The 20,371-nt window shown below is 70.6% G+C and carries 18 protein-coding genes and 2 pseudogenes; 11 read left to right on the top strand and 9 right to left on the bottom strand.

The window, feature by feature from the left end:
• The first annotated feature begins 42 nt into the window (after positions 1–42).
• Together MXD59_RS06095 and MXD59_RS06090 are read left to right on the top strand one after the other, a co-directional pair.
• Positions 43–927: a TIGR03620 family F420-dependent LLM class oxidoreductase gene (locus tag MXD59_RS06095; protein ID WP_248823791.1), complete on the top strand. Its 885-nt coding sequence runs from the start codon at positions 43–45 to the stop codon at positions 925–927.
• A gap of 66 nt (positions 928–993) precedes the next feature.
• Complete coding sequence (locus MXD59_RS06090) at positions 994–1,278, top strand: SAM-dependent methyltransferase (protein WP_308301658.1); 285 nt, start codon at positions 994–996, stop codon at positions 1,276–1,278.
• A 54-nt stretch (positions 1,279–1,332) separates the two neighbouring features.
• Here MXD59_RS06090 and MXD59_RS06085 read toward each other — a convergent pair whose 3' ends face one another.
• Both MXD59_RS06085 and MXD59_RS06080 read right to left on the bottom strand, forming a co-directional pair.
• Positions 1,333–1,656, bottom strand: coding sequence for a type II toxin-antitoxin system PemK/MazF family toxin (locus MXD59_RS06085; RefSeq protein ID WP_248823790.1), 324 nt, complete (start codon positions 1,654–1,656; stop codon positions 1,333–1,335).
• Positions 1,653–1,922, bottom strand: coding sequence for a hypothetical protein (locus tag MXD59_RS06080; protein ID WP_248823789.1), 270 nt, complete (start codon positions 1,920–1,922; stop codon positions 1,653–1,655). The genes MXD59_RS06085 and MXD59_RS06080 overlap by 4 nt, the downstream gene beginning before the upstream one ends.
• Before the next feature lie 62 nt (positions 1,923–1,984).
• Between MXD59_RS06080 and MXD59_RS26865 the strand changes: the two are divergent.
• The 3 genes and pseudogenes from MXD59_RS26865 to MXD59_RS06070 form a co-directional block, all read left to right on the top strand.
• Positions 1,985–2,092 (top strand): annotated as a pseudogene (locus tag MXD59_RS26865) (SAM-dependent methyltransferase); the annotation flags it as partial.
• Between the two features lie 72 nt (positions 2,093–2,164).
• A pseudogene (locus MXD59_RS26860) lies at positions 2,165–2,349 on the top strand (SAM-dependent methyltransferase); the annotation flags it as partial.
• Positions 2,350–2,499: 150 nt separating this feature from the next.
• On the top strand, positions 2,500–3,753 hold the full coding sequence (locus MXD59_RS06070; protein ID WP_248823860.1) for an IS701 family transposase: 1,254 nt from the start codon (positions 2,500–2,502) through the stop codon (positions 3,751–3,753).
• A gap of 2 nt (positions 3,754–3,755) precedes the next feature.
• Here the strand turns inward: MXD59_RS06070 and MXD59_RS06065 are convergent, their stop codons facing one another.
• Genes MXD59_RS06065 through MXD59_RS06055 form a run of 3 tightly spaced genes read right to left on the bottom strand, consistent with a single transcriptional unit; the run spans position 3,756 to position 7,057 of the window.
• Positions 3,756–4,964 carry an acyl-CoA dehydrogenase family protein gene (locus tag MXD59_RS06065; RefSeq protein WP_248823788.1) on the bottom strand — a complete coding sequence of 403 codons (1,209 nt, stop codon included), beginning with the start codon at positions 4,962–4,964 and terminating at the stop codon, positions 3,756–3,758.
• 43 nt (positions 4,965–5,007) lie between these two features.
• Positions 5,008–6,138, bottom strand: coding sequence for an acyl-CoA dehydrogenase family protein (locus tag MXD59_RS06060; protein WP_248823787.1), 1,131 nt, complete (start codon positions 6,136–6,138; stop codon positions 5,008–5,010).
• Positions 6,139–6,148: 10 nt separating this feature from the next.
• Positions 6,149–7,057 (bottom strand): amidohydrolase family protein, encoded by a 909-nt coding sequence (locus MXD59_RS06055; RefSeq protein WP_248823786.1) that lies wholly within the window; start codon positions 7,055–7,057, stop codon positions 6,149–6,151.
• A 322-nt stretch (positions 7,058–7,379) separates the two neighbouring features.
• Here MXD59_RS06055 and MXD59_RS06050 point away from each other — a divergent pair, with 322 nt between their 5' ends.
• Both MXD59_RS06050 and MXD59_RS06045 read left to right on the top strand, forming a co-directional pair.
• Positions 7,380–9,002 carry an acyl-CoA synthetase gene (locus MXD59_RS06050; protein WP_248823785.1) on the top strand — a complete coding sequence of 541 codons (1,623 nt, stop codon included), beginning with the start codon at positions 7,380–7,382 and terminating at the stop codon, positions 9,000–9,002.
• Positions 8,999–10,093 (top strand): TIGR03857 family LLM class F420-dependent oxidoreductase, encoded by a 1,095-nt coding sequence (locus MXD59_RS06045; protein WP_248823784.1) that lies wholly within the window; start codon positions 8,999–9,001, stop codon positions 10,091–10,093. Before MXD59_RS06050 ends, MXD59_RS06045 begins: the two co-directional genes overlap by 4 nt.
• 68 nt (positions 10,094–10,161) lie before the next feature.
• On the opposite strand, the gene MXD59_RS06040 is transcribed toward MXD59_RS06045, so the two are convergent.
• Positions 10,162–11,370 (bottom strand): acyl-CoA dehydrogenase family protein, encoded by a 1,209-nt coding sequence (locus MXD59_RS06040; protein ID WP_248823783.1) that lies wholly within the window; start codon positions 11,368–11,370, stop codon positions 10,162–10,164.
• Positions 11,360–12,478: an acyl-CoA dehydrogenase family protein gene (locus tag MXD59_RS06035; RefSeq protein ID WP_248823782.1), complete on the bottom strand. Its 1,119-nt coding sequence runs from the start codon at positions 12,476–12,478 to the stop codon at positions 11,360–11,362. Before MXD59_RS06035 ends, MXD59_RS06040 begins: the two co-directional genes overlap by 11 nt.
• 232 nt (positions 12,479–12,710) lie before the next feature.
• Here MXD59_RS06035 and MXD59_RS06030 point away from each other — a divergent pair, with 232 nt between their 5' ends.
• Positions 12,711–13,922 carry an amidohydrolase family protein gene (locus MXD59_RS06030; protein ID WP_248814658.1) on the top strand — a complete coding sequence of 404 codons (1,212 nt, stop codon included), beginning with the start codon at positions 12,711–12,713 and terminating at the stop codon, positions 13,920–13,922.
• Between the two features lie 150 nt (positions 13,923–14,072).
• Here the strand turns inward: MXD59_RS06030 and MXD59_RS06025 are convergent, their stop codons facing one another.
• Together MXD59_RS06025 and MXD59_RS06020 are read right to left on the bottom strand one after the other, a co-directional pair.
• Positions 14,073–15,554 carry an aldehyde dehydrogenase family protein gene (locus tag MXD59_RS06025; protein ID WP_248823781.1) on the bottom strand — a complete coding sequence of 494 codons (1,482 nt, stop codon included), beginning with the start codon at positions 15,552–15,554 and terminating at the stop codon, positions 14,073–14,075.
• 72 nt (positions 15,555–15,626) lie between these two features.
• Positions 15,627–16,841, bottom strand: coding sequence for a CaiB/BaiF CoA transferase family protein (locus MXD59_RS06020; protein ID WP_248823780.1), 1,215 nt, complete (start codon positions 16,839–16,841; stop codon positions 15,627–15,629).
• Between the two features lie 440 nt (positions 16,842–17,281).
• On the opposite strand from MXD59_RS06020, the gene MXD59_RS06015 reads away from it, so the two are divergent.
• From MXD59_RS06015 to MXD59_RS06005, 3 genes are all read left to right on the top strand, one after another.
• Positions 17,282–18,433, top strand: coding sequence for an acyl-CoA dehydrogenase family protein (locus MXD59_RS06015; RefSeq protein ID WP_248823779.1), 1,152 nt, complete (start codon positions 17,282–17,284; stop codon positions 18,431–18,433).
• Positions 18,430–19,713 carry an acyl-CoA dehydrogenase family protein gene (locus MXD59_RS06010; protein ID WP_248823778.1) on the top strand — a complete coding sequence of 428 codons (1,284 nt, stop codon included), beginning with the start codon at positions 18,430–18,432 and terminating at the stop codon, positions 19,711–19,713. The genes MXD59_RS06015 and MXD59_RS06010 overlap by 4 nt, the downstream gene beginning before the upstream one ends.
• 210 nt (positions 19,714–19,923) lie before the next feature.
• A complete protein-coding gene (locus MXD59_RS06005; RefSeq protein ID WP_248823777.1) occupies positions 19,924–20,319 on the top strand; it encodes a nuclear transport factor 2 family protein in 396 nt (131 codons plus the stop codon).
• The last annotated feature ends 52 nt before the right edge of the window (positions 20,320–20,371 follow it).

The following is a 20,371-nucleotide window of genomic DNA, read 5'->3' as shown; positions in this document are numbered from 1 at the left end:
CCACCCCGACGACGGCGCCACCCCGACGACGGAGGAGATCAGATGAGTGCCGCGGCGCTGCCCGGTCCGGTCGGACTGTGGGGCGGGTTCCTGGACCGGCTGCCGGCGGCGCAGGCCGTCGAGGCGGTGCGGGAGGTCGAGGCCGCCGGGGTGGCGAGCCTGTGGCTGCCCGAGCACAGCGGCGTCGACCCGTTCGTCCGCGCCGCGCTGTACCTGTCGGCGACCACGCACCTCACGGTCGCCCTGGGCGTCGCCACGATCTACGCCCGGGATCCCGAGGCGATGGTGGCCGTGTCGAGCACCCTCGAGGAGGCGTTCCCCGGCCGGTTCATCCTCGGCCTCGGGGTGAGCCACCGCAGCATGGTCGAGGCCCGCGGCCACACGTTCGGCCCCCCGCTGGCCACCATGCGGGCGTATCTCGCCGCGATGGACGCCGCGGCCGGGCAGCGGCGCCGCCCACCGACGGTGCTCGGCGCCCTCGGGCCGAAGATGATGACGCTCGCCGGTACAGCCGCCGACGGCGCGCACACCTACTTCGCCCCGGTCCCGCACACCGCCGCGATCCGCGCGGCACTGGGACCGGGCCGTTTTCTCGCCCCCGCCCAGATGGTGGCGCTGACCGACGCGGACGGCGCGGTCGACCAGGACGCGGTCCGCCAGTATCTGCGCTTCTGCCTGAGCCTGCCCAACTACACCGCCAACCTGGCGCGTTACGGCTTTACCGACGAGGACTTCGCCGCGGTCAGCGACCCGCTCGTGGACGCCCTCGTCGTCGCGGACGACCCGGACCTGCTCGGCGAGCGGGTCAGCGCGCACCTCAAGGCCGGCGCCGACCAGGTCGTCCTGCAGTTCGTCCCGCCGCCGCACGCCGACGTCATCCGCGGCCGCCTGGTCGCTCGCGAGCTGGCCACCGTCACCCCCAGCTGACCGGCGCCGCCGCCGGGATCATGTCAATCCGATAGCTGTGCTCCATATCCGTGGCGATACGGTTACCTGCTCGGCGGCAAGGAGAACGTCCTCGCCGACCGGGAGGCCGCCGAGCGGTCGCTGGCCGGGTTCCCGCACATCCGGACCAGCGCCCGGCAGAACCAGGCGTTCAGGACCCGCGCCGTGCGTCACCTGGCGACCGATGCCGAGATCCGGCAGTTTCTCGACATCGGCACCGGCATCCCCACCTCGCCGAATCTGCGCGAGGTCGCCCAGGGCATCGCCCTCGAGGCCCGGGTGGTCCACACCGACAACGACCCGACCGCCCTCGTACCGCTCTCAGGATTCTGACCTGCGTCTTTTTGGTGATCGGGCCGTATCCGGGTCCGTACCCGGGTGATGCGCTCAGTGCAGCAGGCCGAGGTAGCGCGAGAGGGTGTGCTCGACCTGGGCCATGTCGTCGCGGGAGAGGTAGTCCACGAGTTCACCCGTGACATAGGAGCTGTCGATGGTGCGGATCTGGTCGATCAGGATCCTGGCCGACCGTCCCGTAATGATCACCTCCGGCCTGAAGGTGGACGCCTGTGCGCTGGACGACGTGGGCACGATCGTGACCGTGGACCATGCGTTCTGCTCCATGCTCAGGACGAGGCCGAGTCGACGTCCCCGCTGCTCATGCCCGCGCTTGGCGTCGCCGAGGTCCACCGGGTACACGGCGCCGCGGATCACGGGTGGTCCTGGGACCTGGCTGGTACCGCGAGGTTCGTGCCTGTGATCACAATGTTGCCGTCGGTGTCGTACTCCCACGCATCGGGCTCGGCGGACAGGTCCTCATTCCGCAGCCGGTGCATGTCCTCGCGGGCACGCACCTCCCACGCCTCCCGGTCCAGCAGTCGCAGGGCGCGCCGGATGACGTCGCTGGTCTTCTCGTCCTGGCGGCGGTTGGCCTCAACGATCCGGAGGTCCTCTTCGGTGGGGCGGAATCCGACACTCATGACCCCACCGTACAACAAACGTACAACATTCGAGGGGGACGGTGGACGCGTAGGGCAGGGGCATGTGTATCCCGGGGGTGGTACCCATCGCGCTCACCCATGCTCGCGCCCTGTTCGCCAGTACACCGGCCTGTGCCACCGCCTGTCTGGACGCCGACCCGCGTGATGTCGAGAGCATCCTCGGCGCACCCGAGTCGCAGGACACTCTCGACCTGTCCCGGCCGGTGGCCAGGGGGCGCAGGCCTACCGCGACCGCGGTATTCCCCTACAGACGCGCGGCCGGGAGGACATCGCCCGATTCTTCACCGGCCTGGATCTCGTCGAACCGGGCATCACCGCGCCGCACCGCTGGCGCGCCGACGCTGACCCGAGTGGCGTGACCGACGCCGAGGTCAGCATGTATGGGGCCATGGGCCGCAAGGGCTAGTACTACAGCACCAGCGGTCGGAGTGTGGTCTCTTGCTTCGAGTGCGGTGTGGTGTGGGCGGACGAGCGGCCACCGTGTGTTTCTCCATGTTTTGTGGAAACAAAGCGAGAGACCGCGGTGGCCGCGGCTCAGAGTGTATCCGAGGTGGATGTGGCGATGTGGGAGGCGGGGTTGGAGGAGCTGTTCGGCCGGATGGAAGACTGCTTCCGGTCTGATCAGCCCCGGGCGCAGGCACGGGCGTATGTGGCGGGATTGCTGTCTCGGACCGAACGGAAGAACGGGTGGACGCTCGCGGAGTTCGGCCGTGAATCCGGGCCGCAGAAGATGCAGCGGTTGTTGAACGAGTACGCGTGGGACGCCGACAGGGTACGCGACGTGGTCACGGCCTATGTGGTGGAGCATCTGGTCGAACCGGACGGAGTGCTGGTGGTCGACGAGACAGGTTTCGTGAAGAAAGGAACCTCCTCGGCAGGGGTGCAACGTCAGTACAGTGGCACGACCGGCCGTATTGAGAACTGTCAGATCGGGGTGTTCGCCGCCTATGTTTCCGCCAGGGGGCGGGCACCGGTCGACCGGGAGCTTTATCTCCCCGAGAGCTGGACCGAGGACCGGGCCCGGTGCGCGGCGGCAGGCGTGCCAGGCCGGGTCGGGTTCGCGACGAAGCCACGGGTCTCCACGGCCGCTGGGCGCTTCCGGGTCGATACCCTCGCCGCGAAGATACCCGCCCGCGCGTGGAAAACATATTCCTGCGCGGACGGCTCGAAAGGACCCCGGATGTACGACTGGGCGCTGGTGGACACCACCGACCCTGCCGGCCCGGACGATCGACCCAAACAGATCCTGATCCGCCGCTCACGCTCCGGCAGACAAGAACTCGCTTTCTTCGTCACGCACAGCCCTCGGCCGGTCTCGCTGGGAACACTCGTCACCGTCGCGGGACGCCGCTGGGAAATCGAGGAATGCTTCCAGTCCGGGAAGAACGAGGTCGGCCTCGACCACTACCAGGTCCGGCTCTACCACGCCTGGTACCGGCATATCACGCTGGCGATGCTCGCCCACGCCTGGCTCACCGTCACCGCGACGAAACACCGCGAACAGCACCCGCCGGCCGTCCCGCCCACAATGACCGCCGTGGGATACAAGCGCCTCCCCGGCGGCCTACCCGTCGCCGCACAGCCAGAACCAGACAGGCACATGAGGACACCATTCACCCTCAACGAGATCCGCCACGTCTTCGCCCTGTTCACCGAAGCCGTACTCCCACCCAGCATGATCACCTGGTGGTCGGACTGGCGCCGCGGCCACCAGGCCCACGCCCGCTACTACCACTACCAGACCCGGATCCACGCCGCCCAAGGCATCGCCAGGCAGGCAGCGACCACACAAAGATCACTGGTTCTGTAGTACTAGCGGGGCAGGCCGAGGCCGCGTTCGGCGATGGTGTTGCGCTGGATCTCGTCGGTGCCGCCGCCGAGGCGCAGGCCGGGGGCGAACAGCAGCCGTTCGATCCAGGGGGCGGACTCGGGGTCGTCGGCCACGGTGCCGGCCAGACCCAGGACGGTCATCGCCGCCTCGGAACTGAGCCGGGCATGCTCGGAGTAGAGCAGCTTCGTGACCGAGCCCGCCGCGGCGACGCGATGACCGGCGGCGATCCGGAAACGGGTGAAGTCCAGGGTGCGCTCCCGGATGACGGCGGCGGCGACGATCTCGCGGACGCCCTCGTCGTCCTGCAGGCCGAGCCGGCGCACCAGACCGATGAGCTGGGTGGACGACCGGGCGCCGGTGCCGCCGCCGATCGCGGCGCGCTCACTGGCGAGCATGGTGCGCAGCACCAGCCAGCCGTCGCCGAGGCCACCGATCAGGCCGATCTCGGGGATGAACGCGCCGTCGATGAAGACCTCGTTGAAGTGGTATCCACCGGACATCTGCCGCAGGGGGCGGATGTCGATGCCGGGCTGCGTCATCCGCAGCGCGAAGCAGGACAGCCCCTTGCGGCCCTCCTCGCGGGTGCCGGTGCGCGCGATGAGCAGCGCGTACTCGGCGCCGCCGGCGTGCGAGGTCCACACCTTCTGGCCGCTGACCGACCAACCGCCCTCAACCGGGGTGGCCCTGGTCTGGACGTTCGCGAGGTCGGAACCGGCGCCGGGTTCGGACAGCAGCTGGCACCAGGTCTGCTCACCGCGCACGATCGGCGGCAGGTAGTGGGCGCGCTGCTCGGCGCTGCCGTGCCCGAACAGCACGGCCGGGGCCATCTCCAGGCCGACGGCGAACATCTTCGTCGACACGCCCCAGCGGGACTGTTCGGCCAGGACGACCTCGTCCGCCCACTCGGGCGCGCCCCGCCCGCCACACCCGGTCGGCCAGGAGGGCGAGGCGAGCCCGGCCTCGTACAGCTTGCGCTGCCAGTTCCGGGTGACCTCGACGGCGTGTTCCTCGCGCTCGTTGAACTCCTCGACGGTCTGGCCGGACACGACGTGGACGGCGGAGAAGTCCTCGGCCGAGCCGCGCCGGGGCGCGTTGGCCTCGAACCAGGCCCGCACGCGCGCGGTGAACGTGGCGCGGTCCTCGAAGTCCTCGGAGCCCGCTTCGGAGCCCACGGCGGACGAGATCGACATCAGGTCTCTGCCTCCACCCGCCGTACTGGCGGTCAGGTAACGGTCAGTCGGTCGACGCGGCCAAAACCAGGCCGGCGAGGCGCTGGCGGTGCTGCGCGGGCGTGCCGAACAGCAGTCGCGAGCTGTGTGCCCGCTTGAAGTACAGGTGCGCCGGATGCTCCCAGGTGAAGCCGATCCCACCGTGCACCTGGATGTTCTCCCGGGCGGTGGTGACGAACGCGTCGCCGCAGCAGCCACCGACGAGACTCGCCGCCTCGGGCAGCTCGTCCGGGCTCTCGGCGGCGACCCACAGCGCGTGGTAGGCGGCCGAGCGGGCGGACTCGACGGTGAGGTGCAGGTCCGCCAGCTTGTGCTTGATGGACTGGAACGAGCCGATGGGCCGGCCGAACTGCACGCGGATCTTCGCGTACTCGACCGCCTGCTCGAGCACGCGGGCCGCCCCGCCGACCTGCTCGGCGCCGAGGGCGACGGTCGCCAGATCGAACACCCCGGCCAGCGCCGCGCAGGCCTCGCCCTCCTCGCCGACCAGCCGGGCCGCCGCCGCGTCAAGGACGATGGTGGCCTGCCGGCGGGTCTGGTCGACGGTCTGCTGCGGGGTGCGTGCCACCCCGGGCGCGGCCCCGTCCACGGCGAACACCGACAGGCCCGCCCCGGTGCGGGCGACGACGAGCAGCAGGTCGGCGGTGTGACCGTCCAGGACGTACGAGGTGGTGCCGGTCAGCGTCCAGCCGCGCGCGTCGCGGGTGGCGTCGACCCGCACGGCGTCCGTGTCGACGAGGCGTGCCGACGGCGGGGCGAAAGCGAGCGTGGCGGTGGTCGTGCCGGCCGCGATGGCGGGCAGGTAGTCGGCGTTCGCCGACTTGTCGCCGAGCGCGAGCAGGGTCGAGGCGGCCAGGACCACGCTGGACAGCAGCGGGGCACCGAACAGCGCCCGCCCGGCCTCCTCCAGCACGATGCCGAGCTCGACGAACCCGTAGCCCGCGCCGCCGTACTCCTCCGGGATCGCCAGGCCGGCGAGGCCGAGCTCGCCGGCGAACCGCAGCCAGACGTCGGGGTCGTAACCCAGGGAGGTTTCGGCCAGCCGCCGGACCTCGGTCTCCGGTGAGGTCTCGTCGAGGAAGTCGTGCACCATACGGCGCAGCTCGTTCTGCTCATCGGTGAAAGCGAAGTTCACGAGACCTTCCTCATCCGGAGATACCGAGGATGCGGGCGGCGTTCCCGCGCAGGAACTTCGGCCAGACGCTTTCCTTGAGCGGCAGATCCGCGAGTTCGCGGATGATGCGGTCGAGGGAAAGGCCCATGGGGAAGTAGCCGGCGTAGAGAATCTTGTCGGCGCCGCGGGAGTTGGCGTAGTCCAGAATCGCCTTCGGGTAGTATTTCGGGGCGAAGGCGCTGGTCGAATAATAGAGGTTCGGCCATTTGATCATCAACTTGACCGCGAGTTCGGTCCAGGGTTCCGCGCCGTGGCGCATCACGAAGACGAGCTCGGGGAAGTCGTACATCACCTGGTCGACGAGCTCGACGTGCTGCACCCTCGACGGTACCCGGGGGCCGGCGATTCCCACGGTGACGAACACCGGGATGCCGAGCTCCACACACTTGGCGTAGATCGGGTACATCAGCGGCGCGTCGATGGCGACCTGCGGAACCCACTGGTGCGGGGCGATGTTCACCCCGCGGACGCCGAACTGCTCGTGCGCCCGGACCAGGGCTCGGATGCCTTCCATTCCCCGGTTCGGGTCGCAGGTGATCGAACCGACGAACCGGTCGGGATGCTTGGCCAGTGCCCGCTCGGCGACCTCGGGGTTCGCGGTCAGGCTGATCAGCCCGACCTCGACGCCGTGCCGGTCCATCTCGTCGAGCAGGAACGCGATGGGGTCGACATCCTGGCCGTGCGCATCCGGAACGTCATGAAACATGTAGGACGCCGGCATCACGAACTCTTCGCGGGACTCCCGGTCGCGGGTCGCCGCCCGGATCGACCGGTACAACGAGTCCGGATCCTGCGGAATCCCCACCAGGGTGTCGATGATGCCGAGATCCGCAGGCCAGGGCCGCCCGCCCGCGGCGGGGGGTGAGAACGTGGAAGCCACCTAGCTGCCCTTCGTACGTCGCTGCTGGTCCGGCCGTGCGGCCACAGTAGCCTGGATTTAACCTTGATGTCGACATCAACATTGACATGCGCTAACCTGACGCCCGTCCTCGCACCCTGCGGACTGCTCGCCGCACCGGCCGCACGTGGCTCCGGTGGCACGTGGTTCCGGTGGCACGTGGTTCCGGTGGCACAGAGTGTCGCCCGCGGGCCGGGCCAGCTGTGTTCGGCGAGGGGGAGCGGAACCGGCATCGTCGGCCACTGCCCTGCGCGACCGGTTGATGCCTGCGTGCCACGCCGCGGAAACGACGCCTGGAGGCAGCATGTATCCCGGGAGTATCGCCGAGCTCACGCCCGACAAGCCAGCGATCGTGATGGCCCGTTCCCGAACGGTCGTCACGTACCAGGACCTGGAGCTGCGCTCCCGGCAACTGGCCCGGCTGCTGCAGGAGCGCGGTCTGCGCCGGGGCGACGCCCTCGCCCTTCTCGCGGAGAACCATCCCCGGTTCCTCGAGGTGCTGTGGGCCGCGATGCGCTCCGGCCTGTACCTGACGGCGATCAATCGCTATGGCACCGCGCCGGAGGTCGCCCACATCCTGACGGATTCGGACGCCCGCGCACTCGTCACGACGTCGTCGCTGGTCGAGGTCGCGGCCGAGGCGGTCGCGGACTCGCCCGGCTGCGCGACCCGCCTGGTCCTCGCGGGGCCGACCGACCCGGCGCATCCCGACACCCCTGGCAACGGGTGGCCCGCGGGGTTCGAGTCGTACGAACCGGCGATCGCGGCCTGTCCGGCGCAGCCGTTGGCCCACCAGCCGCGCGGGGACATCCTGCTCTACTCGTCGGGGACGACCGGGCGGCCGAAGGGGATCAAAAGGCCGCTGGCCGACGCCGAGATCGACGCGCCCGGTGACTCGCCGGGCGCCACCCTGTGCCGCACCGTCGGCGCCATGGACGAGAACTCCGTCTACCTGTGCCCGGCCCCGCTCTACCACGCGGCCCCGCTCGGCTGGGTCCGTGGTGTGCACGAGATCGGTGCCACCGTCGTCGTCATGGAGAAGTTCGACGCCCGGGAGGTGCTCGAGCTGATCGAGCGCGAGCGGGTCACCCACCTGCAGGCCGTGCCGACCATGCTCGTCCGGCTGCTGAAGCTGCCGGCGGAGGTCCGCGGCGCCTACGACCTGTCGTCCCTGCGGCGGATCATCCACGCGGGCGCCCCGTGCCCGGTCGCGGTGAAACGGGACATCATCGACTGGTTCGGGCCGATCGTCACCGAGTACTACTCGGGTACCGAGGGCATCGGCATGACCCGCATCGACTCGGACGAGTGGCTGGCCCACCCCGGCTCGGTCGGTCGGGCCGTCGTCGGCACGATCCGGGTCTGCGGCCCGGACGGCGCGTTGCTGCCCGCGGGACGCACCGGCTCGATCTACTTCGAGCGCGACACCTCCGTGTTCGAGTACCACAACGATCCGGATCAGACCCGCGACGCCCGCCATCCCGACCACGACACCTGGCTGTCCCTCGGTGACCTGGGCTACCTGGACGAGGACGGCTACCTGTACCTGACCGACCGAGCCGCCTTCACGATCATCTCGGGTGGGGTGAACATCTACCCGGCCGAGATCGAGGGTGCCCTGATCACCCATCCGGACGTGGCGGACGTGGCGGTGTTCGGCCTGCCCGACCCGGAGATGGGCGAGTTCGTGCAGGCCGTCGTCCAGGTGGCGGACCAGGCCCGGCCGTCCGCGGAGCTGGCCGAACAGCTGCGGGCGCATGTGCGGCGCCAGTTGTCCGGACCGAAGGTGCCGCGGGTGGTCGACTTCCGTGACCAGCTGCCCCGGCTGCCCACCGGCAAGCTCTACAAGGTCCCGCTCCGACAGGAGTACCTCGACCGCCTGGCGGTGCCCGCGGCGCCGCAGGGCACAGCAGGAGACACCCAGTGACCACATCTGCGGGGCACCAGCTCAACGAGCTGGGCTTCTACACCCTGGCCGGGCACAGCGACAGCCCGCGCGACCTGGTCGACGAGGTACGCGTGGCCGAACGGATCGGCCTCGGCGCCGCGTTCGTCTCCGAGCGGTTCAACACCAAGGAGGCGGCCACCCTCTCCGGCGCGGCGGGTGCGGTGAGTGAGTCCATCGGCATCGCGACCGCGGCGACGAACCACAACACCCGCCACCCGATCGTGACCGCCACGGTGGCCACCACCATGCACCGGCTCACCGGTGGGCGGTTCGCGCTCGGCCTCGGCCGGGGCTTCGACGCGATGTTCCGCGGGCTCGGCCTCGACCCGATCACCTCCGCCCAGCTGGAGGACATCGCCGGGCTGCTCCGCCGGCTCTGGCATGGCGAGACGGTGCTGCGCCACGACGGTCCCGCCGGCCGCTACCCGTACCTGGCCCAGGACCGCGACTTCGACGAGAACATCCCGCTGCTGCTCGTCGCGCTCGGGGAGAAGTCACTCGAGCTCGCCGGGCGCTGCATGGACGCCGTGGTGCTGCACACCTACTACTCGGAGGAGGCGGTCAGCCGGGCGCTGGCCGCGGTCGCCCGGGGCGCACAGGCGGCCGGGCGCGACCCGGCGAGTGTGCGGGTGTGGTCGGTGCTGGCCACCGTCTCCGACGAGATCCCCGAGGATCTGCGGCTGCGCAAGACCGTCGGGCGGCTCGCCTCCTACCTGCGTGGCTACGGCGACCTGATGGTCCGGGTCAACGACTGGGACCCGGCGGTGCTCACCCGTTTCCGCGAGGACCCGCTGGTCAAGGGGTTCCAGGGGGCGATCGACGGCAAGGCCACCACCGCCCAGCTCGAGCACATCGCCACCCTCATCCCGGCGCAGTGGCTCGCGACCAGTGCCACCGGCTCGCCGAGCCAGTGCGCGCAGGCTGTCGTCGACCAGTTCGACCTGGGTGTGACCGGCGTGATCCTGCACGGCGCCACCCCCACCGAACTCGTTCCCGTGGTGGACGCCTATCGCCAGATCCGTCCGAGCACCGTGCGTGACCTGCCGGCGAACCCGGGCTGGGTGGCCTGATCCTCCGCCCGCCCGGCCGGCGCCGTCATGGACGGCGGTCCGGTCCGCTGCCGGGCCTCGCGGCGGAGTCAGGCGCGGGGGAGACCGAGAAGCTGGCGGCCGATCAGGCCCCGGATGATCTCCGAGGCGCCGCCGGAGATGGTCAGGGCCCGGCCCCACAGGAAGTTGTGGTGCCAACGGGCGACGACCTCGGCGGCGATGTCGTCGACGACGACGGCCGAGTCGATGATCTCCATCGCAAGTTCGGTCAGCGCGACGTTCAGCTCGGTGTAGGCCAGCTTGCCGACCGGGCCGTCACTGGGATGCTCCTCGTCGACGAGGATGCGGTCGACGGCGTCGCGGACGATCAGGCGGACCTCCTCGACGCGGACCAACGCCCCGGCGAGCTTCGCCTGGATGTCCTCGTGGGTGATCGCCGCGGTGCCGTCGGCGAACCGGGCCGCGCGGGCGAGCGCGACCAGGTCGGTGAACATGCGCTCGAGCTGTACCGAGTTGGCGCCGACGAACGCCCGCTCGGACGCCAGCCCCGAGGTGACGACCTGCCAGCCCCCACCCACCTCGCCGAGAACGTGTTCGGGGCCGACCCGCACCTCGTCGAGGAACACCTCGCAGAACTCGGCATGCCCGGTCATCTCCCGGATGGGGCGGATGTCCAGACCGGCCAGGGTCATCGGGATGACGAACGCGGTGATGCCGGCGTGCCGGGCGACGTCGGGGTCGGTGCGGGCCAGCAGGATGCCCATGTCGGCCCACTGCGCGTCGGTGCTCCAGATCTTCTGCCCCGAGACGAGCCAGCCGTCGCCGTCGGGCGCGGGCCGGGCCCGGGTGCGCAGGGCGGCGAGGTCGCTACCGGCCTCCGGTTCGCTGAACAGCTGGCACCAGATGTGCTCGGCACCGCGGATCTTCGGCAGCAGCTCGCGCCGCTGTGCCTCGCTGCCGAACTCGAGCAGCGAGTGGGCGGCGAGCATCACCTGGTCGATGGGGCGGTAGGCGTCCCCGCGGATCAGCTCCTCCATCAGCACCAGGTCGTGGACGGGCAGATGCCCGGCCCGCCCGCCCCATCGCACCGGCCAGCCGGCACCGAGATGGCCGGCCGCGTACAGCGCGGCGAGCCAGGCCCGGATCCGCTTCTCGTGGTCGGCATCGCGGGGGACGCGCACACCCTCGGCCGGCATGCGCACACCGTGCTCGGCGATGAACGCGCGGACCTCGCGGCGATAGGCGTCGATCTCGTCGCGGGCCTCGGCCTGTCGGCCGGTGTCGACGTCAGCGGGCATCGGCCCATCCCGCACTGTGGACGAGCGAGCGCAGCGCCGCTCGTGGGTTCGCGGCCAGCCGGGCGTCCTGGTGAACCCGTCGCTCGTGCAGGTGCAGCCCGTACTCCCAGGTGAAGCCGATGCCCCCGGTGAGCTGCACGAGGTCGTGCAGCAGGTGCGGCGCGCCGGAGCTGACCGACGCCCCGGCCAGCGCCACCCACCGGCTGCGCTCACCGGCTTCCGAGGTCCCGCTGGTTCCCGGAGTCCCGCCGGTGGCGTCCGTGTCGTGCGATGCGTCCGTCCCGAGCCGTCGGACGGCCTCGGCGACGACCAGGTTCATGCCGCGGGCGCGCACCGTGTGGTCGGCCAGGCGGTGCTGGACGGCCTGGGTGGCGCCGATCGGCCGGCCGAACGTGTGCCGCGTCGCGGCGTAGGCGACGGTGCGTTCGAGCATGCGCCGTACGCTGCCCAGGGCATCGGCGGCGAGCAGCAGTTCATACAGGTCGACGGCCTGGCCCAGGTCGGTGAGCCGGCGCCCGGTTGCCAGCGCGTCGGCCCGTACGGCGACGTCGGCGCATCCTCGGGAGACGTCGAAGCCGTCGGGGCCCGTGGTGAGCTGCCAGGTGTCCGGCTCGGTGAGCAGGACGGCGCACTGGCGCGTCGGGTCGAGCAGCAGAAGGGCGTCGGCCTGCGGGGCACCGTCGACCCGACGGGCGAGCCGGACGCCTTCGCCGCCGACCGCACCGCGTGCGCCGTTGTCCGTGCTGTGCTGACCGGTGGGGCTGTGCTGACCGGTGGGGCTGTGCTGACCGGTGGGGCTGTGCTGACGGGTGGGGCTGTGCTGGCCGGCAGGGGCGAGGCGGCCGAAGGCGCAGATGCGCTCACCGACAAGGATGCCCTCGAGCACTTCGTCCACCACCGGGTCGCCGTTGCTGCGGGCAAGTACATGGGCGCTGGCTGTCAGGCCGGCCAGCGGGCCGCCATGCAGGGCGGCGCCGCACTCGGTGGCGCAGGCCGCGGCGGCGTCGACCCGTAGTCCCACCCCGCCGCGATCCTCGGGAACACACAGGCCAGGTAGGCCGATGCCGGCCAGCTCCGGCCATCCGTCGCGCCACGACGGATCGACCACCGGGGCGCCCGCTGGTCTGGCCGTCTCTCCGAGTACCGCTCGCACCGAATGGGTAAGTTGCTGTATCTCAGTAGTAGAAGTGTTGGACAGGTCGGCGTCAGCTCCTGTGGCGGGCGGTCGGGATGACTGCGTATTTCTCGACATCGATTGACACCGATGTCGGGATCAATACTCTGGCGCCGCCGAGTTCGGCGTCAAGCCGTGTGGGCAGTGATCGGGAATGAGGCGGATCGTGACGGACCAGGTGACGGAGACGGACCAGGCGTCGAAGCCTTGGATCTTCGACTTCGACAACCACTACTACGAGTCGGAGGACGCGTTCACCAGGCACGCCGACCGCTCGTTGCGCTACCGCGGGGTGCGGTGGGCCGAGGTGGACGGCCGGCGTCGCCTCCTCGTGGGCGGAACGGTCAACTCCTACATCGCGAACCCGGTGTTCGATCCGGTTGCCAAGCCCGGTGCCCTGTTCGACTGGTACCGGGGCAACCCGCGCCAGCAGTTGATCAAAGATGCCTTTGGTGAGCTCGAGCCGGTGCGGCCCGAGTACCGCGACCGCAAGGCGCGTCTCGCGGTGATGGACGAGCAGGGCCTCGCCGCGACCCTGCTGTTCCCCACCCTCGGGGTCGGCGTCGAGGACGCCATCCGTGCCGACCCGGAGGCCAGCAACTCGGTGTTCCGGGCGTTCAACCTGTGGCTCGACGAGGACTGGGGCTTCCGGTACGAGAACCGGCTGTTCGCGGTCCCCTACATCCCGATGCTCGACCCGGAGTTCGCCGCGAAGGAACTGCGCCGGGTGCTGGACGCCGGCGCGGTGGCCGTCAACATGCGTAACGCCCCGGTGCCGACGCCGGGCGGCCACCGCTCGCCGTTCGACCCGGTGTACGACGCGTTCTGGGGTCTCGCGGCCGAGGCGGGCATCCCGGTGGCCACCCATGCCGGGCTCGACGGTTACGACGTCCTGGTGAAGATGTGGGAGCCCGGCGGCGAGGAGACGTCGCTGTTCCGTTCGCCGCTGCGCGGCATCGTGACCAAGAGCCGCGCGGTCAGTGACTTCTACGCCGCCGCGGTCTGCCACCGGGTCTTCGAGCGGTTCCCGACGCTGCGTTTCGCCAGTGTCGAGAACGGCGCCTCCTGGGCCCCGGAGCTGCTGCACCGTCTCGACGACGCGGCCAACCGCAACCCGGGCTACTTCAAGGAGAAGCCGAGCGACACCTTCGGCAAGCACGTGTGGATCACGCCGTTCTGGGAGGACGACATCGACCACCTCGTCTCCCACGGGGTGCGGGTCGACCGGCTGCTGCTCGGCTCCGACTGGCCGCACGCCGAGGGCACCCGGGAGCCGGCCGACTTCCTCACCGAGTCGCTGTCCGGTCTGTCCGAGAGCGACACCCTGCGCGTTGCCCGCACCAACGCCCTTGAGGTCCTGAACATCTCGATCGACTGATCCTGCCTGGCCGTCGCCGGTTCCTCGGCGGCCAGCACCGAACGTCAGAACGGGGCCGGCGATCGCCGGCCCCGTTCGTCGTACGCGAGCACGTCGTACGCGAGCGGAGGAGGGGGCGGGGCAGGCCGTTCACCCCACCGCCGCGACCGCTCAGGAGGACGGTTCGGCCAGTGCCTTCTGCTCGAGGTACTCCTCGAAGCCGGCGACGCCCATCTCACGGCCGATCCCGGACTGCTTGTAGCCGCCGAAGGGAACGTCGGCGCCGTACCACATGCCGCCGTTGACCGACATCGTGCCGGTGCGGATCCGTCGGGCGATCCGCAGCGCCCGCTCCCGGTCGGCGCCCGAGACCCCGCCGGACAGGCCGAAGATCGAGTCGTTGGCGATCCGGATCGCGTCGTCGTCGGTGTCGTAGGGGATCGCGACGAGCACCGGCCCGAAGATCTCCTCCTGGGCGATGTTCATCGAGTTCTCGACGTCGGCGAGCAGCGTCGGCTGGAAGTAGAAACCCCGGTCGAACTGGGTGGCGATGCCGCCACCGGTGACGACCCGGGCGCCTTCCTCGACGCCCCGGCGGACCAGGCCGTCGATGCGGGTCAGCTGCGCCCGGTTGACGATCGGACCGGTCATGTTCGACGGGTCCTCCGGGTCGCCGTAGGAGATGGCGCCGATCAGGGCCGCGGCGGCCTCGATGCCCTCCTCGTAGCGGGAGCGGGGCAGCAGCAGCCGGGTGGCGGTGGCGCAGCCCTGTCCGCCGTGGGTGCAGATCCCGAACACGGCCAGCGCCGACGCGGCGGCGATGTCCTCCACGTCGTCGAGGACGATCTGCGCCGACTTGCCGCCGAGCTCCAGGAAGACCCGCTTGATGGTGGCCGCGCCGGCCTCCATGATCCGCCGGCCGACCGCGGTCGAGCCGGTGAAGCTGACCATGTCGACGTCCCGGCTGGTGGTGAGCACCTCGCCGATGGTCTTGTCAGCGGCGGTGATGACGTTGAAGACGCCGGCCGGGATGTCGGTGTGCTCGGCGATGAGCCGGCCCAGGGCCAGGCCCGTCCACGGGGTGTCGGGGGCGGGCTTGAGCACGACGGTGGCTCCGGCGGCCAGCGCCGGAGCCACCTTGGCGATGTTGATCTGGTTCGGGTAGTTCCACGGGGTGATCGCGGCGACGACCCCGACCGGCTCGCGTTCCACCCAGCGGTTCGCCGGGCCCGCCAGCGTCTGGGCGACGCCGAGCTGCTCGGTCCAGGAGTACTTCTCGGCGAGGTCGGCGTAGTAGGAGACGAACTCGATCGGGCCGTCGAGCTGGGGCCCGCCCAGCAGCATCCGCGGCGCGCCCACCTCGGCGACGGTGATGTCGGCGAGCTGGTCGCGGTGGTCGAGCAGGGCCTGGTGCAGCTGGCGCAGACCGCGGACCCGCAGGTCCAGGTCGTGCGCCCAGTCGGACTCGTCGAACGCGCGGCGGGCGGCGGCGATCGCCCGCTCGGTGTCGGCGCGCGAGGCGTCGGCGGCCGAGCCGATGACCGACTCGTTGGCAGGGTTGATGTTCTCGTAGACCGCGCCGTTCTCGGCCTCGACGAGCTCGCCGTCGATCAGTAGTCGTTCCTCATGCCACGAGTCGGAGGTCAGCGGCATTGGATCTCCTTTGAAGTGATCACGCGGCGTGACGTGCGCACGCGTGGTTGGTGCATCGGCAGGGGACCTGGCTCAGGCCACGACGCCCTTGATCTTCAGGTTGATGATCGTGTCCCAGTCGAGGCCCAGGGCCTGCAGCAGGTCGTCCCCGTGCTCGTTGAGCTCGGGAGCGCGCCCGGCCACCGGCGGCTCACTGTTGTACTGGATCGGCGCGCCGACCAGCTTGAACTCGGTGCCGTTCGCGGAGACGACGTCCTGGAGATAGCCGTTCTCCAGGGCCTGCGGGTCCTCGCCGATCTCGAGAGTGGTCTGCGCGACGGCCCACTGCCCGCTGAAAGTGGCGAGCTTCGTGCGCCACTCGGCGAGTGGGGCCGAGGCGAGCACAGCGGTGAGCTCGTCGGCCGCGGCGTTGGCGTTCGTGCTGAGCGCCGCATGGTCGATGAAGCGCGGGTCGGTGGCGAGCTCGGGGCGGCCGATGAGCTGGCAGAACTCCGCCCAGTACCGCGCCGCCTGCAGGCAGGAGAAGACCAGGGAACGGCCGTCGGCGGTCTGGTAGATCCCGACGAGCGGGTTGTTGGTGCGCCCGGTGGTCGACTGGTGCAGCGGGATCCTGTGCTGCTGGGAGATGGCGATGGCCTGGCCCTGCGCCCACATGCCGACGCCGAGCAGCGACACGTCCAGCACGGTCGCCTCGCCGGTGCGCTCCCGGTGGAACAGCGCGCCCATGATGCCGCCGGCGATGGTCAGGCCGCCGATCGAGTCACCGAAACCGGGGCCGGGGGGAAACGAGGTCCGCTCGCTGTCGCTGGTCGTCATGGCGCTGCCGATGCCGGACCGCGCCCAGAAGGAGAGGAAGTCGTACGAGCCGCGGTCGGCGTCCGGCCCGCGCTCGCCCTGGCCGGTGCCGCGGGCGTAGATGATCGCGGGGTTGTGGGCGCGGATGTCCTCGACGTCGATCTTCAGCTTCGCCCGCACGCTCGGCAGCTTGTTCGTCAGGAACACGTCGCTGGTCGCCGCCAGCTTGTAGAGGATCTCCAGACCCTCGTCCGTCTTCAGGTCGAGCGCCAGGCTCTTCTTGTGCCGGTTGGAGTGCTCCAGCAGCACGTGCACCGGCCCGCCGACCATCGCGACGCCGGTCTGCGCGAGGCCCCGCATCGCGTCGCCGCGCTCGACGTGCTCGATCTTGATGACCTCCGCACCCCAGTCGGCCAGCAGCGCCGAGGCTGCCGGTACGAACGTGTGCTCGGCGACCTCGAGGATACGGACGCCCTTCATCACTGCCGTCATGCCGACCTCCGGCCGGTGGATGCGCTGCTGCCGGTGACACGCTGCGCAGGTGGATGGAAATCATGGATGGGGTGCGCGGTCCGGGATGGACCGTGAGGGCTGGATCCGGGTGGACCGGCGCCGGACCACGCGGCCCGCTCAGGTGGCGGCTCACCGGTGGAACTATCTATATTGATCTCGATATTCGTTGACCCTAGCGGCGGTGGATACGACCGGCAACGCGTTGCGAACCGGTCCCTCCGGATGATCGCCGCAAATGTGGACCGAGTCCAGACTACCGGTCTACTGTGAACGTACAGGCGCGCCGTCGCCCCTGCTGGAGGGATCCTCCGAGCTGCTGTTCTGCGCACGTCGCCAGGGTTCGGGATCGCCGTACCGGACGGGTTGACAGCGGGCGAACCGGGCCGGCGGCGCCGGAGCCCGGCGAGGCGGAGGCATTGATGAAGGTGGGACTGAGCGCCGACCAGGAGCTCCTGGTCGGCACTACCCGCAAGTACCTGCAGGACAGCGTGCCCAGCGACGTTCTGCGCGGGTTGCGCAACCGTCCCGAGGGCTACGAGTCGGAGTACTGGACGACCGGCGCGGAGCTGGGCTGGGCGGCGCTGTTGGTCGCCGAGGAGCACGGCGGCGGCAGCGTCAGTGGTGAGGGCCTGCGGGACCTGGCTCTGGTCGCCTACGAGTTCGGCCGCCAGGCGTCTCCCGGCCCGCTACTGGGAACGAACATCGTCGCCGGGGCGCTGTCGCGGGCCGATGGCGCGGCGTTCGAGTCGGAGCTGGAACAGCTCGTCTCCGGCACGGCCGTCGGGGCCTGGGCGTATGCGGAACCGGTGCCGCACGGCGGCCTCGGTGAGGTGGCGGCGAGCGCCGTCGAGTCCGACGGGCAGTGGGTGCTCTCGGGCGACAAGGTCGCCGTGGAGCACGCGGCGCAGGCCACCTACCTGCTGGTCACCGCCCGCACCGGGGACGGCCTGACCCAGCTGCTGGTGCCGACCGACACCCCCGGCGTCACCATCACCGCGCAGCGCACGATCGATGTGTCGCGCCGGTACGCCCGGGTGGCGCTGCGCGACGTGCGCCTGCCCGCCACCGCGCTGGTGGGCACCGCGGGTGCGGCGGCGGCGGACGTCGAGCACCAGCTGCAGACGGCACTGGTCATCCAGACCGCCGAGATGGTGGGCGCGCTGGACCGCGCCTTCGAGCTCACGCTGGGCTGGCTGACCGACCGGTACTCCTTCGGCCGGCCGCTGGCGTCGTACCAGGCGCTCAAACACCGGGTCGCCGACCAGAAGCTGTGGCTGGAGACCTCCCACGCCCTCGCGGACGCGGCCGCTGTCGCGGTGCAGAGCGGCGACCCGCGGGCCGGTGAGCTGGCCAGCGTCGCCAAGTCCTACCTGGCCGAGTACGGCCCGGAGCTGGTCCAGGACTGCGTCCAGCTGCACGGCGGCATCGGCGTCACCTACGAGCACGACCTGCACCTGTACCTGCGGCGCGTGGTCATCGGCAGCGCCCTGCTGGGCACGGCGCGGGAACATCGCCTGCGGATCACCACCCTGTTGGAAGCCCGCAAGGGCGCGCGAAAGGTCGAGGCGTGAGCGAGATCGAATCTGTCGAGGACTTCCGGGCGCGGGCCCGCGCGTGGCTCGCGGAGAACATCCCGCGAATCGGCCCTGACCACCGTGGCCGGTCGTTCGTCCGCCCGGACGACGAGGAGCTCGCCGAGGTCGCCGAGGAACGGCGCATCCAGCGGCTGCTGTTCGACGGCGGGTTCGCCGGGATCTGTTTCCCGAAGGAGTACGGCGGCCAGGGCCTGGCCCGCGAGTACGCCGAGGCCTTCGACCAGGAGCTCGCCGGCTACTCCTTCCCCGAGCGGCTGCAGGTCCCGAACATGACGCCGTGCGCGACGGTCATCCTCGAGTTCGGTACCGAGGAGCAGAAGCGCACCCACCTGCCGAAGATCCTGCGCGGCGAGGAACTGTGGATGCAGTTCCTGTCCGAGCCGGGCTCGGGTTCGGATGTCGCGGGCGCGAAGCTGAGCGCGGTGCGTGACGGCGACGACTGGGTGCTCAACGGCTCCAAGATCTGGACGACCGGTGCCTGGTGGTCCGACTGGGGCCTGTGCCTGGCCCGCACCAACTGGGACGTGCCCAAGCACCGCGGGCTCACGGTGTTCATGGTGCCGATCCACCAGGCCGGCATCGAGATCTCCCGCATCGAGATGCTCGACGGCAGCAACGAGTTCTGCCAGGAGTACCTCACCGACGTCCGGGTGCCCGACACCGACCGCATCGGCGGCATCGACGACGGCTGGACGGTGGGCACCCGCTGGCTGCTGCACGAGCGGTCGTTCAGCTCCTCGCCGTACGCGCTGCACCCGACCGGTTCCAACGCCTATGGCTCCGCCCAGGGCGACCCGGCCGGCAACCTGCTCACCCTGCTGGAAAGTGCGGGGCGGGTCGACGACCCGGCGGCCCGCGAGGATGTCGGTCGGGCCTACACCCTGCAGGTCGCGACGAGCGAGCTGGACCGCCGGCTGCACGCCCTGATCCTGTCGGGCAAGGGCTCCGACCAGCTCGCCGCGGTCGGCCGGCTCATGCACGGGGTGGCCGGAGCACAGCTGGCGACGATCGCCTTCGAGCTTGCCGGGCAGAGCGCGATCGCCGGTGACGTCGACGACGACGTGCTCGGCGATCTCGGCATGCGCTACCTGTTGCGCCAGGCCGGTTCGATCGGCGGTGGCACCACGGAGATCGCCCGCAACGTCATCAGCGAGCGGGTCCTTGGCATGCCCCGGGAACTGGCACTTGACCGAAACGTCCCCTATCGGGAGGTGCGCACCGCGCCGTCCGGTGGTTCGTCCGGGGCGCGTCGGTAGAACCGTGCCACGCCGGTAGCCCGGGACCGGTAGAACGAACAAGGAAAAGCCAGGCCGATCTCGGGCCGGTCGCCCTGCGTCGGGCGGGATCTCCGCCGTCGGCGCGCTGCGGCGACCGGCCCGGGCCGGCCTCGTGCCGGAGCCGGCTGGCGCCGGGCGCATCCGCAGCTGCGGGGCACCTCTGCCCGCGGGGGATCGTGAGGAGAAGACATGTCCGACGCCGTGGCCGACGAGCTCGCCATCCGTGACACCCTGGTCCGTTACTGCCACCTGCTCGACGACGGGAAGCTGGACGAACTGCTCGCGCTGTTCACCCCCGACGCCGTGTTCGCCTTCGGCGCGGAGCACCAGGGCACGGCCGCACTCGCCGCGTTCTTCGAGAAGTCGCAGGGCACGGCGGAGCAGCGTGGCCGGCACGTCACCGTCAACACCCTCGTGGAGATCGACGGCGACGGCGCCGTGGCCGTCTCGGACTTTCTGTACTTCGGCCTCGGCAGCCCCGCACCCGAGCCACGTCTGATCGGCCGGTACACCGACACCCTGAGCCGGAACGGAAACCGCTGGCGGATCGCCCGCCGCGACGCCGTGCTCGCCAGCAGGTCCTGAGGAGTTCGCCGTGACCGTTGCATCCTCCACCCCATCGGCTTCCACCCCATCG

This window comes from Frankia umida (genome assembly GCF_023242945.1).
In the GTDB taxonomy this organism is placed as follows: Bacteria; Actinomycetota; Actinomycetes; order Frankiales; family Frankiaceae; genus Frankia; species Frankia umida.
This window is presented reverse-complemented; position numbering and strand designations above follow the sequence as displayed.

What these genes read in the sequence shown, in the direction of transcription:
- MXD59_RS06065 (WP_248823788.1), bottom strand. Translation starts at nt 4,964, where the DNA reads ATGTCGATCTCGTCCGCCGTGGGCTCCGAAGCGGGCTCCGAGGACTTC.
- MXD59_RS06095 (WP_248823791.1), top strand. Translation starts at nt 43, where the DNA reads ATGAGTGCCGCGGCGCTGCCCGGTCCGGTCGGACTGTGGGGCGGGTTC.
- MXD59_RS06050 (WP_248823785.1), top strand. Translation starts at nt 7,380, where the DNA reads ATGTATCCCGGGAGTATCGCCGAGCTCACGCCCGACAAGCCAGCGATC.
- MXD59_RS06080 (WP_248823789.1), bottom strand. Translation starts at nt 1,922, where the DNA reads ATGAGTGTCGGATTCCGCCCCACCGAAGAGGACCTCCGGATCGTTGAG.
- MXD59_RS06005 (WP_248823777.1), top strand. Translation starts at nt 19,924, where the DNA reads ATGTCCGACGCCGTGGCCGACGAGCTCGCCATCCGTGACACCCTGGTC.
- MXD59_RS06020 (WP_248823780.1), bottom strand. Translation starts at nt 16,841, where the DNA reads ATGACGGCAGTGATGAAGGGCGTCCGTATCCTCGAGGTCGCCGAGCAC.
- MXD59_RS06040 (WP_248823783.1), bottom strand. Translation starts at nt 11,370, where the DNA reads ATGCCCGCTGACGTCGACACCGGCCGACAGGCCGAGGCCCGCGACGAG.
- MXD59_RS06015 (WP_248823779.1), top strand. Translation starts at nt 17,282, where the DNA reads ATGAAGGTGGGACTGAGCGCCGACCAGGAGCTCCTGGTCGGCACTACC.
- MXD59_RS06025 (WP_248823781.1), bottom strand. Translation starts at nt 15,554, where the DNA reads ATGCCGCTGACCTCCGACTCGTGGCATGAGGAACGACTACTGATCGAC.